This is a genomic window from Lacinutrix sp. Bg11-31 (assembly GCF_002831665.1).
In the GTDB taxonomy this organism is placed as follows: domain Bacteria; phylum Bacteroidota; class Bacteroidia; order Flavobacteriales; family Flavobacteriaceae; genus Lacinutrix.
In genome coordinates, this window is sequence record NZ_CP025118.1 from 1,340,770 (window position 1) to 1,356,309 (window position 15,540).

17 protein-coding genes are annotated in these 15,540 nt (G+C 31.4%); 10 read left to right on the plus strand and 7 right to left on the minus strand.

Translation table 11 applies throughout. The features are described 5' to 3' along the window. Window positions 1-44: 44 nt before the first annotated feature. From CW733_RS06050 to CW733_RS16420, 7 genes are all read right to left on the minus strand, one after another. On the minus strand, window positions 45-1,589 hold the full coding sequence (locus CW733_RS06050; protein WP_232730423.1) for a type I restriction-modification system subunit M: 1,545 nt from the start codon (window positions 1,587-1,589) through the stop codon (window positions 45-47). A gap of 221 nt (window positions 1,590-1,810) precedes the next feature. Continuing rightward, window positions 1,811-2,170 (minus strand): hypothetical protein, encoded by a 360-nt coding sequence (locus CW733_RS06055; RefSeq protein ID WP_100996346.1) that lies wholly within the window; start codon window positions 2,168-2,170, stop codon window positions 1,811-1,813. 90 nt (window positions 2,171-2,260) lie between these two features. Then, complete coding sequence (locus CW733_RS06060) at window positions 2,261-2,980, minus strand: hypothetical protein (protein WP_100996347.1); 720 nt, start codon at window positions 2,978-2,980, stop codon at window positions 2,261-2,263. A 107-nt stretch (window positions 2,981-3,087) separates the two neighbouring features. Beyond that, window positions 3,088-3,450: a DUF6567 family protein gene (locus tag CW733_RS06065; protein ID WP_100996348.1), complete on the minus strand. Its 363-nt coding sequence runs from the start codon at window positions 3,448-3,450 to the stop codon at window positions 3,088-3,090. A gap of 478 nt (window positions 3,451-3,928) precedes the next feature. Further along, the gene (locus CW733_RS06070) at window positions 3,929-4,594 is read right to left on the minus strand and encodes a response regulator transcription factor (protein ID WP_100996349.1); all 666 of its coding nucleotides are present in this window, start codon (window positions 4,592-4,594) and stop codon (window positions 3,929-3,931) included. Window positions 4,595-4,597: 3 nt separating this feature from the next. Further along, window positions 4,598-6,481 (minus strand): ATP-binding protein, encoded by a 1,884-nt coding sequence (locus tag CW733_RS06075; RefSeq protein WP_100996350.1) that lies wholly within the window; start codon window positions 6,479-6,481, stop codon window positions 4,598-4,600. Window positions 6,482-6,522: 41 nt separating this feature from the next. Beyond that, window positions 6,523-6,684: a hypothetical protein gene (locus tag CW733_RS16420; RefSeq protein WP_157811543.1), complete on the minus strand. Its 162-nt coding sequence runs from the start codon at window positions 6,682-6,684 to the stop codon at window positions 6,523-6,525. 345 nt (window positions 6,685-7,029) lie between these two features. On the opposite strand from CW733_RS16420, the gene CW733_RS06080 reads away from it, so the two are divergent. From CW733_RS06080 to CW733_RS06125, 10 genes are all read left to right on the plus strand, one after another. Next, window positions 7,030-7,941 (plus strand): hypothetical protein, encoded by a 912-nt coding sequence (locus CW733_RS06080; protein WP_100996351.1) that lies wholly within the window; start codon window positions 7,030-7,032, stop codon window positions 7,939-7,941. A 219-nt stretch (window positions 7,942-8,160) separates the two neighbouring features. After that, a complete protein-coding gene (locus CW733_RS06085; protein WP_255411494.1) occupies window positions 8,161-8,697 on the plus strand; it encodes a fumarylacetoacetate hydrolase family protein in 537 nt (178 codons plus the stop codon). 228 nt (window positions 8,698-8,925) lie between these two features. Further along, on the plus strand, window positions 8,926-9,387 hold the full coding sequence (gene msrB / locus CW733_RS06090) for a peptide-methionine (R)-S-oxide reductase MsrB (protein ID WP_100996352.1): 462 nt from the start codon (window positions 8,926-8,928) through the stop codon (window positions 9,385-9,387). After that, the gene (msrA, locus tag CW733_RS06095; protein ID WP_100996353.1) at window positions 9,377-9,916 is read left to right on the plus strand and encodes a peptide-methionine (S)-S-oxide reductase MsrA; all 540 of its coding nucleotides are present in this window, start codon (window positions 9,377-9,379) and stop codon (window positions 9,914-9,916) included. Before msrB ends, msrA begins: the two co-directional genes overlap by 11 nt. A gap of 160 nt (window positions 9,917-10,076) precedes the next feature. Next, window positions 10,077-10,565, plus strand: coding sequence for a peroxiredoxin (locus CW733_RS06100; RefSeq protein WP_100996354.1), 489 nt, complete (start codon window positions 10,077-10,079; stop codon window positions 10,563-10,565). Window positions 10,566-10,567: 2 nt separating this feature from the next. Beyond that, window positions 10,568-10,846 carry a glutaredoxin domain-containing protein gene (locus CW733_RS06105; protein WP_100996355.1) on the plus strand — a complete coding sequence of 93 codons (279 nt, stop codon included), beginning with the start codon at window positions 10,568-10,570 and terminating at the stop codon, window positions 10,844-10,846. A gap of 61 nt (window positions 10,847-10,907) precedes the next feature. Further along, entirely contained in the window at window positions 10,908-12,470 is a 1,563-nt protein-coding gene (locus CW733_RS06110; protein WP_100996356.1) for a YdiU family protein, read from the plus strand. Window positions 12,471-12,511: 41 nt separating this feature from the next. Continuing rightward, the gene (locus CW733_RS06115; RefSeq protein WP_100996357.1) at window positions 12,512-13,456 is read left to right on the plus strand and encodes an aldo/keto reductase; all 945 of its coding nucleotides are present in this window, start codon (window positions 12,512-12,514) and stop codon (window positions 13,454-13,456) included. Further along, window positions 13,447-13,968, plus strand: a complete 522-nt coding sequence (locus CW733_RS06120; protein ID WP_100996358.1) for a peptide-methionine (S)-S-oxide reductase — start codon at window positions 13,447-13,449, stop codon at window positions 13,966-13,968. The genes CW733_RS06115 and CW733_RS06120 overlap by 10 nt, the downstream gene beginning before the upstream one ends. Before the next feature lie 255 nt (window positions 13,969-14,223). Next, entirely contained in the window at window positions 14,224-15,525 is a 1,302-nt protein-coding gene (locus tag CW733_RS06125; protein WP_100996359.1) for a patatin-like phospholipase family protein, read from the plus strand. Window positions 15,526-15,540: the final 15 nt, after the last annotated feature.

The window sequence follows — 15,540 nt, forward strand, 5'->3', positions numbered from 1 at the left end:
AGATTGCTTCGTGCCTCGCAATGACGTTTCTTTTTGTGTTGCCATTAAAAAGGAGTATCAATGTTTAACTGTTTGCAAAAGTCTGCAATGGTTGCATCTGTTTTTGTAATGTCTTTATCTAATGCTTTTAAGTATTTTGCTACTGTTGTTAAGTCTATGGGTTCTTCTTCTTCAAAAGCATCTACGTAACGTGGTGTGTTTAGGTTGTAGTCGTTTTCTTTAACTTCGGCTAAAGTGGCATTATAACTGTATTTGTCTTTTGTTTCACGGTTTCTGTAGGTGTTAACAATGTTTTCAATATCGTTAAACGCATTATTTTCTCTTAATACATTTTGGTTTTTTACTTTTTCAAAATGTTGGCTTGCGTCTATAAATAAAATGTTTTCTGGTTGCTCGCGCTTCTTTTTAAGCACCAAAATACAAGTTGGTATGCTTGTACCATAAAATATATTTGCTGGCAAACCTATTACTGCGTCTAGGTAGTTTTTATCTTCTATTAAAAACTTACGTATGTGTCCTTCGGCTGCACCTCTAAACAACACACCATGTGGTAATACACAAGCCATTGTACCATTAGCGTCTAATTGGTGAACCATGTGTTGCACAAATGCAAAATCGGCTTTCGATTTTGGTGCTAGTTTACCGTATGCCGAAAATCGATCGTCGCTCATAAACAATGGGCTTGCGCTCCAGTTTGCCGAAAATGGCGGATTGGCAACTATGGCTTCAAAACGTTTGTCTATATGGTTAGGGCTTGGGTTTACTAAGGTGTCTTCGTTATAAATATCGAAACGTTTGTAGTGTATGTCGTGCATAATCATATTCATTCTGCACAAGTTATACGTGGTTGGGTTGCTTTCTTGCCCATAAAACTCGCCTACATCTCCTACTTCTTTGGCAACACGTAATAATAACGAACCCGAACCGCAAGTTGGATCGTACACGCTTTTTAATTTGGTTTTACCTGTAGTTACTAATTGCGCTAGTATTTTAGAGACTTGTTGTGGTGTGTAAAATTCGTCTGCTTTTTTTCCTGCGCCACTTGCAAATTGCCCAATTAAATACTCGTAAGCATCTCCTAAAATATCACTATCTGTGTTTTCTAAATCGAAATCGATACCTTCTAAATGGGTTAATACTTTTACTATGAGTTCGTTTTTGGTGTCTTCGGTTTTACCTAGTTTACTACTTGTTAAATCTAAGTCTTCAAATAAGTTACCAAAATCGTCTTCGCTTTCGCTTCCCATGGTACTTTGCTCTATGTTGGTTAGCACGTTTGCTAAATCGCCCAAAATAAAGTTGTTTTTGTTACCCGAATTACCACGTTTTGCCAACTCGCTAAACAGCTCGCTTGGTTTAAGGAAATAACCTAGTTTGTCTAAAGCTTCAAATTTAATGGCTTCTAGTAATGCTTCGGCTTCTGGATGTGCTTCTACAGTATCGTAATCTAAACCGTCTGGTTTTAAAATTACGTTGGCGTAGAGTTCCATTTTTCGACTTAAATATTTGTAAAAAATAAAGCCTAGTATATAATCTCTAAAATCGTCTGCATCCATATTACCACGAAGGGCGTTGGTAATATTCCACAGCGTTTATTTTAGTATTTGTTGTTTTTGTTCTTCGGACATTAATAGGGTTAGTTTATGTATTGTACTTGTACCAAAAGCAAGTGTTAGTATTTGTTTTGGGTTAATTAATTAGGAAAAGTTAAATATAAGACCTTTTTAAAAACAAGAGTTGTATTACATAATAAAAAACACGTGTTTAACTATTTATTTAATACCGTTAGTTTACTTCATTTTAAGGAACACTAATCAGGCGCGCAATTTAAGTTTTCGTTATAAGGTTTAATATATTTCCAAAATGCTTTTCCTGCACTGTCTAAGTAGTTTAAAGAATAATTAAGTTTTGTACTTGAACTTACTTGATAGATGTATTTATTACATGAATATGAATACTCCTTTTTAAAACAAACTATTGCAAAATAATACGTTTGGTACTCTATCTGTTTATTATAAAACGTTACTTTAGAAATGGCTTTACTATCATAATTAGTGTATGTTGTACCATAATTATCTAATGTTACAAAATCTATCATTTCTTGACAAGATTGTGCATTTATTTTAAACATGCTAAGTACAAATAGTAAGCTAAGTAAAAATTTATTCATCTTATTTCTTTTTTTTAATTAATAAAGACTTCAAAATTAAAGTCTTTAAAAATAACCTTTAAGGTTTATTAATGCAGTTGTTAGTGTCTTTTAATCTTCATCGAAAAAGAAGTCGTGAATTTTTATAATGTCTCCTCTACCAATTTGCACAAGGTCTTTAGTTTCTTTTAAGAATATACCTAAAGAACGTTCGTTGTACAATAGTTTCATATCTGCCGAGTAATCTGTTACTACGTACATATCGCCTTCTAATTTAAAAAACGGAATGATTAATTTACTCTTTACCTTAACACCTTTGTTTACCACTTTGCCTTCTTTTAATGTAGATACAATAGAACTTTTATTTGTTTCACCTGAAGCTACTTTTACGTAAGCTACCATCATATTTATCCATTCTGTATCGTCTATTAAATACCATCTTACTTTTTCGAAATCTATACCATATTCGCTAATCCAGCCACGACTTGTAAAACCAAATAACACTTGTTTTTTGCCATCTAATTTTGGTTTATCTCCAGCTGTAAACTCCTGTAGTTTAAATGAAATTACAGAAGTAGACGACATGTCTTTCACCTTTTTACCATCAAAATCTAATGTTTTTAAAGAGAAACTAGTAAGTGCTGGCTGGTTGGCTAAAACCCATTGTGTTGCTGTGAGTTCTGCTTGTTCTTTCATTTGTTCTACAGCTGCTATTCCTGCTCCAATGGCTAAAAGTCCACCAATTGCAGCTGCAGCTCCTTCGTTTTGGGCTGTTGCTTGTTTAGGCATTAAATAAGCTAGAACGAAAAGTATTAAAATTAGTTTCTTCATGTTTAAATATTTAAATTTTAATAGTAATTAATTTTTAAGGTTAAAAAAGCCTCACTGGTTAAGCAAGGCTTTTATGTTGGGTAACAAAACTAATTTACAGCAATACCTTACTCTGTAAACTCAACTATTTGCCCAGAGACTATAACTTTGTATTTATTTACAAATAAAAACCCTGATGTTTTAACCTCTACTATTTCGTTTACTACTGTTCTAGCAGCACCTTCCATACCTGCAGATTTCAACATTTTTGCTTTAGCTTCTGCTATTAATCCGTTTTTGGCCAATCCTCCAATACCAAAAATGTAAGTGGCTTGTGCTTCGCCTTTTACCAATTTTACAACTTTAAAATTCTTTTTAGTTAGTACTACTTCTGTAGTATTTTGGTTGTAGTTTTTTGGTAATCCATAATGAGTTGCACAACTTGTTAAAAACAAAGACATTACAACAAATAGAAAAGAAATTTTTTTCATAAATAAATATTTAAATTTTAAAACCTACTTCTGTTTTGAGTCTGTTTTTGGCTAGTTCCGACTTTAAGTTGCGAACATAAACTCATTAAATATTATATGTTTACGGAAATCCTCAATAGACTACTATTTTTTTTTACAACACAATCGCTAAACTTTTAATTATAAAAAATAACAAAGCCTTACTGGTTAATGCAAGGCCTTGAAATCAACTTAAAAAAAACTGACTACTAGCTTATATTGTGCGATTAATCAAAACACAACAACTTTAGAATGCGAACTTAAATACATTTAAAATTCTTTTTTTACGGATATCCTCAATCAGGTGAAATAAATATTAAAAAAGATTTTTTTAAACCTATTACTATTGGTATAAAGCCATAGAAATATTTTAGGTTCTCGTTTTATAGCAATAACAACTTAAACGGAAACCTCTATGCAGAATCTATTGCCTTTTATTATTAAATAGAAATGAGCGTTTTTATATTAAACCTAAGTCCTTCATTATAGAAACTAAATGCGTTGCATTATCTGCTTTAAAATGAATGCGTAATTTGGTTAAGTGTTTCTCTATAGAGCTTACACTACTTGGTGTAATATTATTGGCTACTAAATAGGCACTTATGCCTTTTTGGTCTTTACCATGAGAGAGTTGTTTTGCCAATGTAATATCGTAATCGTCTATATCTAGATTAGATTTTTTACTTAGTGCTTGTGCTACTTGAGGCGACACAAACAATTGGTTTAGGTATACTGCAGTTATGGCTTTTTCTATTTCTATTAAACCACGTCTGCCTTTACATACATAGGCATTAACTTGGTCTGTTTTAATTAAAGTGCGTACGCGTTGCAACCTATCTTCTACAGAGTAAACAATAACTTTAAGTTCTGGATAATTGTTATTAATAAATTTTGCTAATGCATCTCCAGAGGTTAGTTTTTGCGCTCTATGGTCTATTACAAAGGAGAGATCTGTTATTACCAAATCGAAAGGTACATTGTCTAAAACTGCACGTTTAATTTTTAGTACTGCATCATCACAATACTGCACTTGCTCTATATTATTAATACCTAAAGCATTTAATACTGTGGTTACACCTTGATTAATACTTCCTAGATCGTCTGCAATTAAAACTTTTTTAAACATACCTTAAATTCTTATCGTGGCTTTAAAGCCTTTATTATTTTCAGATTCAAAAGTAAATGTTCCATTTATAGATTTAATGCGGCTTTCCACATTGGCAAGTCCATTTCCTTTTTTTATTGGTAAACCTTTGCCATTATCTTTATAATCTATAGAGATTTTTCGACCTTGTTTACGAAACTTTAGTACTACTATTGTGGCTTCGCTATGTTTTTTCATATTTACCATTAATTCTTGAAGTACTCTGTAAATTATTTTTTTCTTAGTGTTAGAAATAGCATCCCAAGTAATTTTAGAGAGGTCTTTTGTAATAATACTTACAGTTTCGCTTTTGTAATTTAGTAATAAGTCTGAAAGAATAGTATCGAAAGTATCGTTAAGTACAATAGCACTATTTTGGTTAGAAATGTCTCGTGTTCTATTGTAAATGCTTTCCATATCGTCGAGTACTTCTTCATTTAAATCATTACCACTTTGTAGCTTTGTCATAACATGATAAATATCGTTAGCGACTTCATCGTGTACTGTTTTAGAAATACGTGTTTCGGTATTGTAAATTTCTTGACGTTTTTGTTTTCTGTGTTTGGCTTTTAAGATGAAGTATAAAAAAACGGAAACAGATAGTATTATAATTGAAAGCAAGAGGTATATTAACTTAAAACTCTTTTGGTTTTTACTTTCTAATGCTGCTTCTTTTAATGCTCTTTCATTTTTATAATAGTTATATTTTGTTGATGCAAATTTATTACTGTTTAATTGTTTAAGCTTAAACACTGTACTTACCAAACTTTTATATTCTTTAACTTTACTATTGTCTCCCAAATCTATTAAAATACCCAAGGCCTCAACTTGATCGCTTTCCGAGTTTAATTGTAAAGACAGATTGTAGGCTTTGTTAGTATAAGACAAAGCTTCTTTAGTATCTTTTCTATCGCTATAATATTCTGATAAATGCATATAACTTGAATACATACCCAGTTTATAATCTTCTTGCACTCTAAGTGCTAAAGCGTCTTTAATATTAAGTAATGCATCTGGTAAATTTAATTTAGATTTTACTAATCCTAGGTTACTTAAATATCTCGATTTTTGTTTCTCGTCTTTTGTATTTAAACTGCTTTGATATGCATAATCGAATTCTTTTAATGCAAGTTCGTATTTCTCTTGTGCTTTATAAATATTTCCTTTGTTGTTTCTCGCAATACTTTTATGCTCAAGATTAGTAGTAATCTCTATTACTTTATTATAACTTTCGAGTCCTTTCTCGTAATTATCTAACTCTCCATAAATAAGACCTAAATGATTATATAGGCCAATTTCTGCTTCAATAATTTTAGCATTCTTATTCTTAATATTGTCTATTAAACTTAAAGCTTCAACTGCAGAACTTTGACTTTCGTAAGGCACATCAAATTTTTTCTCAATACTAGCAATCCATCTTAAATTTGTAATTACACTTAACGTATCGCCTTTAACCAAGCTAAAATTCTTATGAGCTTTGTAATATTTAAAGGCTAACAATAAACTGTCATTAAGCCTGTGATAGTCTCCTAATTTTCTATTAGCTTTTAATATATATTTAGAATTACTTAACTTAATACTCTTTGCTAAAAGTAAATTTGCATTTACTATTGCACTATCATAGTGCTTTAAATTACCTAAAAGATAACTTTTTCGGTTATAGCCTTTTAATTCATAGTCGTAATTGTTTTTAGATTTCGCTAAACGTATAACTTTACCAACATACCCTAATTTTTCTTCAATTGTATGCTTACTATCCTTACTTAAAGCATAATAATATGGTAAACTGTCTTGCTTTTGTTGGCAATACACTAGTGTAAGATTTAATAGCGCTAACAAAAAAAAGAGGAATGTCTTTTTTAATTTCATTCCTCTAATTTATAAACTATTTTTAGATATACTTCTAAAAATTAATCATCATCGTCTTGTGCTTCTTCAGGTAAAATTTCTCCATCATCATCTCCTATTGTTCCTTGCTCTGTTAAAGTGCTATCTATTAAACTTGTTGGTGTACAAGATGTAAAATTTGCGCTCATAAAAAGAGCCGTAAATAAAAATAAAATAATTCTCATAAGTTTCTGTTTTTAAAATTTGAACAAAGAATTGCCTGTCCGAGATTTTCTCAGATTACTTGTGTTTACACAGCAACACATAAAAAAAGTGCCTTATTCCTTTGCTTTTTTTTCGAAAAGAAAAATCCTTATGCAGTAGTATTTAGCTACTTTCCAATTGGGCTATTTTTTACCACAATGAGGATTTCCGTAAGAATCTATTTCATACAATAATTATGTTAGCAATGCATAATTAAAATGGACTCCTTAAACAAAGGTAGATTGAGAGAAAAGCCTTTTTAGAATGGAAAACCGAACATTCCGAAAAAGCCATAAGATTCCTTGAAAAACCGAAAAAGACCGATGATGAAAACGAATAAAACCTATGAAATTGATGTAAAAAAGAAATACATTAATGATGAAAAACAAAACGTACTAAGAGCTAACCTTTACAAATTAACACGTGCTAACATTAGAAATGTTTGCTTAAATCTTGTAGATGAAAAACTATCTATAGAAGATGAAAAATCTATGCGCTACTTTTTTGGATTAAAAGAAAGCGACGATTTAAGACATGAAATAAAAAACTATGATATTGATGGCTTTAGACCTATTTGCAAATTTTTAAAAGGAGAAACAGAATCTATAAAACAGTATTATGCTATAGAGTTAATTGCTATACTTATTAACTTTAAACCTAGACCTTACAGAAACTATAGAATTAATGCCTTTGAAAAAAATGCAGAAAATGAAAATGGTTTTATTAATACTGATTTAAATAGCATTCCATTAAAAAAATTTAACTTAGAAGAAAACACTCTTAATGAAAATGAAGCAAAGAATAAGAACGATAAAATAGATAAAAACTTAGTATCGCAAAAAGACAGCAACTTTACTATAAAAAACAAAGTGTATTTAATTACCATTTTATTAATATTATCGACGCTGTTTTTAGTACATATAAACAGAACACGATGGATGATCTGGCAGGAAAATCAATATATAGAAGTCGGTTTTAATGTAGAAAAGTATAATCTAAATCAATTAAAAGTCTATAAAAAAGAACGCATTCTAAGTTTTAAACAAATTGAAAGTCCAAATTGTAAAACAGCATATTTTAAAGAAAATGGTAGCGAAAATGTATGGTATGGAAAAAACACTAAAAGAACGTTAGAGTATTTTACAGCTTTAGGTTTACATCCTGAAACTGGAAAAACATTAAAAAAAATTACAAAATATATTATAACCACTCATATTTGCGAAGATTATAAGTATTAGTTATTACTAGTTTTAATAGAAAAACATATCCTTTTTTTGAGAATTTAGCATTTTTTAACCGATGCTATCTATTAAATTAACTTCTATAAATAAACAGGACATAAAATTGCTGTTTTTACTTTTTAAACAAAAATAACTCACATGAAAATAATAGGTGTTGGTAAAAACTACGTTAATGATAAAGCCTAAGTTAGTACTATAAAAACTGGTGCTCAGTTAATTTTTTTAAAAGCTGAAAGCGCTCTAGTTACTAATAATGCAGATATTTCTTTTCCATCAATTACTAACGAATTAGCTTACGAGGTTGAACTCGTTGCTAAAATTGGAACGCAAGGTAAAGACGTCGCTTTAGAAGATGCTAATAGTTATATTTCTAAAATTACTGTTGGTATCGATTTTACAGCTAAAGATGTATTAGCAGCAAGTAGAGCAAATAAAGGACCTTGGGCTTTGGCTAAAGGTTTTGATGGTGCTTCTCCTGCTTCTAACTTTAAACCTGCTAGTGGTTTTACAGATTTAAATGCTATTAATTTTGATTTGAAAATTAACAACGAACAAAAACAAGTAGAACATACAGATTTCATGATTTACTCTTTTGCCAAAATCATTACTTACGTTTCTAAGTTTATGACTTTAGAGCCTGGAGACCTTATTTTTACTGGTGCTCCTGCTAAAGGTGTTGGTCTAACCGAAAAAGGAAATCATCACCAAGCGTCTATAGAAGGTGAACTTTTATTAGATTTTAAATTAGTATAAGCACCAATGTTTTTTATTGATTACATTTACAATGTGACGCGATGAAAAACTCAAGCCACCACAAACTGTTAATGAAGGTTAAGATTTTAAATCTAAACTTGATTTAACAGTTTTTTTTTAATTTAAAACCCAGCATTTACAACACATATCTCCTTTTGTAATGAATCCCTAAATATTACGACCAAGTATAAAAGCATATACTAATTTAACAAAGAAAGGAACTACAGTATGCTTACTTGGAAAAATGTAATTAATTTTACTATAAAGGACAATCCAAAGCCTGACAGATCTGTCGAAAAAACGGAAAGCCAATGGAGAACACTACTTACTCCAGAACAATTTAGAATTACCAGACAAAAAGGAACAGAAGTTGCACATAGTGGAGCACTCTGTAGTATTTATGAAGAAGGACAATATAATTGTGTGTGTTGCAACACTGCATTATTCGATTCTACCATAAAATTTAGCTCTGGAACTGGTTGGCCAAGTTTTACACAACCTATTAAAAGTAATGCCATTAAGTATTTAAAAAATACTGCATTTGGTATGGTTCGCGTAGAAGTTATGTGTAATAATTGCGAGGCACATTTAGGACATGTTTTTCCTGATGGTCCAGAACCTAGTGGTTTACGCTATTGTATTAATTCTGAATCTATGCAATTAGAGAAAGGGACAAAAAATGAAAGCTAACAACTTACAATTGGCCACTTTTGGTGGTGGTTGTTTTTGGTGTACAGAAGCTGTATTTCAAGAAGTAAAAGGCGTTGAGAAAGTAGTCTCTGGTTATTCTAGTGGTAATAAAACTAGACAACCAACCTATCTCGAAATATGTTCTGGATTAAGTGGTTTTGCAGAAGTAATACAAATTACTTTTAATGCAAATGTGATTTCTTATGAAGACATTCTCGTAATATTTATGACCACACACGATCCTACAACCTTAAATCAACAAGGTGCAGATAGAGGTACACAATACCGATCGGTTATTTATTATCATAACGAGAAACAAAAAGAAATTGCAAATAGTGTAACTAAGGAGATTACTAGCTATTACGAAAATCCAGTAGTAACAGAAATTAGTGCTTTAGCTATTTTTTATGAAGCTGAAAAAGAACATCAAAATTTCTACAGAAGTAACCAAGAACGAGTTTATTGTGGTTTTGTAATCATTCCAAAATTAGCAAAGCTTAGAAAACTTCATGCTGATAAGCTTAAATAATCAAATTACGTCAGTTCCAGTGATTTCGAGATATCGAAATTGTATCGAGAACCATTTAAAAAAATAAATCCGTCATTGCGAGGCACGAAGCAATCTGTTAATTGCTAACTCTATCATCATGAAATTGCTTCGTGCCTTGTAATGACATAAATTAAAAAACATGTCGAACACAACAAAACAAGAATCTATACAACGCGCACAAGAATTTAATGTACAACATTGGATTGATGCCAACGGAAATAAAACAGAACAAATAAAACTATCCGATTTTAAAGGACAATTTAAAATACTATATTGTTTCCAGAGTTGGTGTCCAGGTTGCCATAGCAAAGGACTGCCAGATTTAAAGAAAATGGTAGATGCTATGCAGGATAAAAAAAATATTCAGTTTTTAGCAATACAAACAGTTTTTGAAGGTCATGAAAGCAATACCTATGAAAAAATGGTAGAAACTCAGAAAAAATACGATTTAAAAATACCATTTGGTCATGATGCTGGAAACGATGGGAAATCACGTTCTAATATTATGACAAACTATAAAACTGGAGGAATACCATGGTTTATTATAGTTGATAAACATGATAATGTTGTATTTAGTGATTTTCATTTAAATCCAGATGCAGCTATTCAGTTTTTAAAAACACTATAAAAATGAATAACATTCCAGTAATAAAATTATATGGTGCTTCTGGTTGTCATAAAACAAATTATTATAAAATTTTGTTAGATAAAACTGAGTTGCCATATCAATTTTTAGATGTAGAAAAAAATGAAGATCATGCAGAAGAACTGCGTGGTCTTTATGACAATAGAAAACTTAATTTTCCAACAATAACAATAGGGAAAAAGAAGTTAAGAAATCCATATAAAGAAGATTTAGAAAAATGGTTAAATAAACTCATACCAAGTAAATTAACTATAATTGAATAATGATATCCAATAAACTTAAATAATAAATTAAATTTGTTTGGTATAAAAAGAAAGTAAAATAATGCAACTAAATATAAAAGATAGATTTAATAAAGAATTACCAGCAGATCCTATTCTTGAAAACACAAGAAGACAGGTTGAAAAGGCTTGTTTCTCTTATGTTACGCCAAAGCAAACCGAAAAACCAGAACTACTCCACGTCTCTCCGGAAATGCTTAAAAATTTAGGACTTACTGAAGCAGATGCAAAAAGTGAAGACTTTCTAAACGTGTTTACTGGTAATAGTGTTTTACCAAATACCAAGCCTTATGCTATGTGTTATGGTGGACACCAATTTGGAAATTGGGCTGGACAATTAGGAGATGGTCGTGCAATAAATTTAACCGAAATTGAACACAATACTAAACATTGGGCAATACAATTAAAAGGTGCAGGAGAAACACCTTATTCTCGTACTGCAGATGGTTTGGCCGTGTTACGTTCTTCTGTGCGCGAATATTTATGTAGCGAAGCTATGTATCACATAGGAGTGCCAACAACAAGAGCGTTATCTTTAGCTATATCTGGCGATCAAGTTTTAAGAGACATGCTTTATAATGGCAATGCAGCTTACGAAAAAGGTGCTATTGTTTGCCGTGTTGCTCCTAGTTTTTTACGTTTTGGTAATTTCCAATTGTTAGCGGCTAGACAAGATAATGAGACTTTAAAAACACTTGTCGATTATACCATAAATAATCATTTTTCGCATTTAGGCGAACCAAATAAAGACACTTATTTACGGTTTTTTGAAGCTGTATCAAATAGTACTTTAGAAATGATTGTGCATTGGCAGCGTGTTGGTTTTGTACATGGTGTTATGAATACCGATAACTTATCTATTCTTGGTCAAACTATAGATTACGGACCTTATGGTTGGTTAGAAGGTTTCGATCTCGATTGGACACCAAACACTACAGATAGCCAATATAAGCGCTATCGTTTTGGATCGCAATTAGACATTGGACATTGGAATTTATACCAATTAGCAAACGCTATATATCCTTTAATTGGTGAAGCCAAAGGCTTAGAAGCTATTTTAAATGGGTACTTCGAAAAGGCATCTTCTCAATATATAAGCATGATGCGAAGTAAATTAGGTTTACATACTGAAGAACCCAAAGATGCTGAGCTTGTTTCGGCTTTAGAGACTGTTTTACAGTTAACTGAAACTGATATGACGCTATTTTTTAGAAATTTAAGTAATTTCTCTGCTCTAAAACCTTTAGAAGGATTAAACGTTATTAAAGGCGCTTTCTATGTTTTAGATGAAGTAACCAGTACTGTTGAACAGCAATGGAATACTTGGTTTGAAACTTATGCTAAGCGTCTACAAAATGAAACACTTTCTTTTGAAGATAGAAAGGTTGCAATGGACAAGGTCAATCCTAAATACGTGTTGAGAAACTATATGTCTCAACTCGCAATAGACGATGCGAATAAAGGTGATTACAAGCTAATAGATGATTTATTTAATCTTCTTAAAAAGCCATACGATGAGCAACCAGAAAATGACAAATGGTTTGTAAAACGTCCAGATTGGGCTAGACATAAAGTAGGTTGCTCAATGCTGTCTTGTAGTTCGTAAGTTTTAGATTATTAAATAAAATTGATCTCAAAAATTAAAATATGACATTAGGATTAGGAACAGCAGCTCTTGGAAGACCTCAATATATAAATATACGTCAAAAGCATGCTAACAACTCCGATATAGAAACCTTTAGAAAACATAGTTTTTCTGTTTTAGAGAATGCTTACAATTTAGGCATTAGGTATTTTGACACCGCTCCAGGTTATGGTTTGGCTGAAGATTTACTTTTAGAATGGTTGAAAACCAAAAACGATGCGAGTATTGAAATCGCAACTAAATGGGGATACACCTATGTTGCTAATTTTAATGCTAACGCAAAAGTTCACGAAATAAAAGAACACAGTTTAGAGAAACTAAACGAACAATGGAAAGTCTCTAAACTGTTTTTTCCTTATTTAAAAGTGTATCAAATTCATTCTGCTACTTTGCAAACTGGTGTTTTAAAAAATGAAGCTGTATTGCAACAACTGGCGTTTTTAAAAAAAGAGCACAATTTAAAAATAGGACTAACTACAACAGGAACAAACCAGGTTGAAGTTATAAAAGAAGCCTTAAATGTATTGGTTGATGGTGAACAGATTTTCGATGTGTTTCAAGTGACTTATAATTTTTTAGATCAAAGTTTAAGTGACATTTCTAATGAGTTAGTAAGACAAAACAAATCGATTATTATTAAAGAAGCTGTGGCAAATGGTCGCATTTTTAAGAATATTAAATATCCTCATTACAAAGCGTTATATACTGTTTTAGAAACTTTATCTGATAAATATAAAGTTGGCGTAGATGCTATTTCTTTAAAGTATTGTGAGCAAACAATTCCTGAAAGTATTGTTTTAAGTGGAGCTAGTAATACCGAGCAATTAAATGAAAATTTAAAAGCGAATTCTTTTTCTCTTTCTAAAAATGAAATCGAATTATTAAGTACTTTTAAAACGGCTCCAGAACTTTATTGGACAGAAAGAAAAAATCTACAATGGAATTAACCAAAGTCGCATTTGGTGGTGGTTGCCATTGGTGTACAGAAGCGGTGTTTCAATCTCTAAAAGGTGTAGAAAAAGCAGAACAAGGTTTTGTGGCTTCGGTAGCCGAAAATAGTAGTTTTTCGGAAGCTGTTATTGTACATTTTCAAGCTGAAATTATCGCTTTAAAAACATTAATAGAAGTGCATTTATTAACACATAAAAGTACGAGTAATCATTCTATGCGAAAAAAATACCGCTCGGCTATTTATTCATTTTCTCATTCTCAAGAGCAAGAAGCTATGGGTTTACTTGCTGGTTTTCAAGAACAATTTAATAATAAGATTATTACACAAGTGTATCCGTTTTCAGAGTTTAAAGCTTCGGAAGAGGCTTTCCAAAATTACTATTTAAAAAATCCTGCTAAACCGTTTTGCACGCAATTTATTAATCCTAAACTTGAGGTTATTAAAAGAGAGTTTTCTGATTATGTGTCATTGCGAGGCACGAAGCAATCTCACGAAACCAAAAACTAATAAACAACAGATTGCCTCAGGTTTACTTCGTTCCTCGTAAAGCTCGCAATGATCTTTTTTGCATTAAGGATTGAAACGGCATCCTTTTTTATTTTTATTAAAAAAGATATAGTGCAAAGCCTGACGTTTTGCTTTTTTTTTAAGCAAAAGGTAATGCCCTAATTATTATTAATTAAATTAGATGCAAATAATTATTCGATGCGTTTCCCACTTTCGCGGGAATGACGAATATTTCCGCTAAGGCAGAACATTCTTATGAAGAACAAAAAGAAAATAGGTTTAAGTCTTTCTGGTGGTGGTTATCGTGCTACTATTTATCATTTAGGGACTTTAAAAAAACTAAAGGAATTAGAGATACTTGACAAAGTAGATGTGATTTCTACCAATTCGGGAGGTTCTATTACTGGAGCAACTTATGGTTTACACAAAGATAATTTTGAAGCTTTCGAGGCCATAATAAGACAAGGTGTAAAACGTAGTGTTATTAAAGGTGTGTTAGTTTCTTGGCAATTTTTATTGGTTTTTGCTACTACTCTATTTTGGATGCTAACAATACTCTATTTATTGGCAAATGGCTATGCTTGGTCAAGTTTTGGTTTGTTAATTGCCTTGGTTGTAGTGTTCTTATTTTTTCAGTTTAATTTGTTTCCTATTAGTACGCTTAACGAGAAGATGTACAATACGTTTTTCTTTAATGGTAAGACTTTAAACGATTTACGAAAAGATGTTCGGTTTGCTATAAATGCTACAAATTTGGAGACTGGACGTTTGTTTACGTTTAGTAATGATACGATGGGAGATTCGGTTTACGATTTTCCTTCGGATGATGATGAACCTATAAAATTTGAGTCGGATAATTTTCCAATTGCTCGTGCTGTAGCTGCCTCAACGGCTGTGCCTTTTGTGTTTACGCCTATTAAAATAGATAAAGAATTCTTTAGTAATACAGAAGATACAAAGCGCGCAAAACCGCGATTAGTAGATGGTGGTGTTTACGATAACCAAGGTGCGCATAAAATTACACAAACTAAAAGTGCTTATGGTAGCCAGATTGTTATTATTAGCGATGCTGGAAATACTATGCCTTTTAAAAACACGTACAGAAACACGTTGACAATGCTTATTAGAACTAGCGATGTGTTTATGAATAGGATTAAAAATCTGCAAATGGTACACTATCTGTATCAAAACCATAATAACGATAAACGTGAAATTGCATACCAGTCTTTAGGTTGGGATATTGAGGATTCGATACGCAAGTTTATAGATGGTATTGAGGATGATATTATTTTACCTCAGGTTTTAAAACATCATAATATTACGGAAGATGATGTTACTAATAAAGATTGGGAAACCATTAAAAACAAAGTAAAAGCGAGTATTAATTATAAAGCGATAATTGCTAATGCTAATACAAAAGCCCAACTAGAAATTGCACGACATGTAAAGACTAATCTTACGCCTTTAAAAGACGAGCAGATTGAGGCTTTAATAAACCATGCGTCGGTTTTAACAGAAATACAAGTGAAATTGTATTGTGTGAGTTTGTTTGAATAATGAGTTAAAACTATA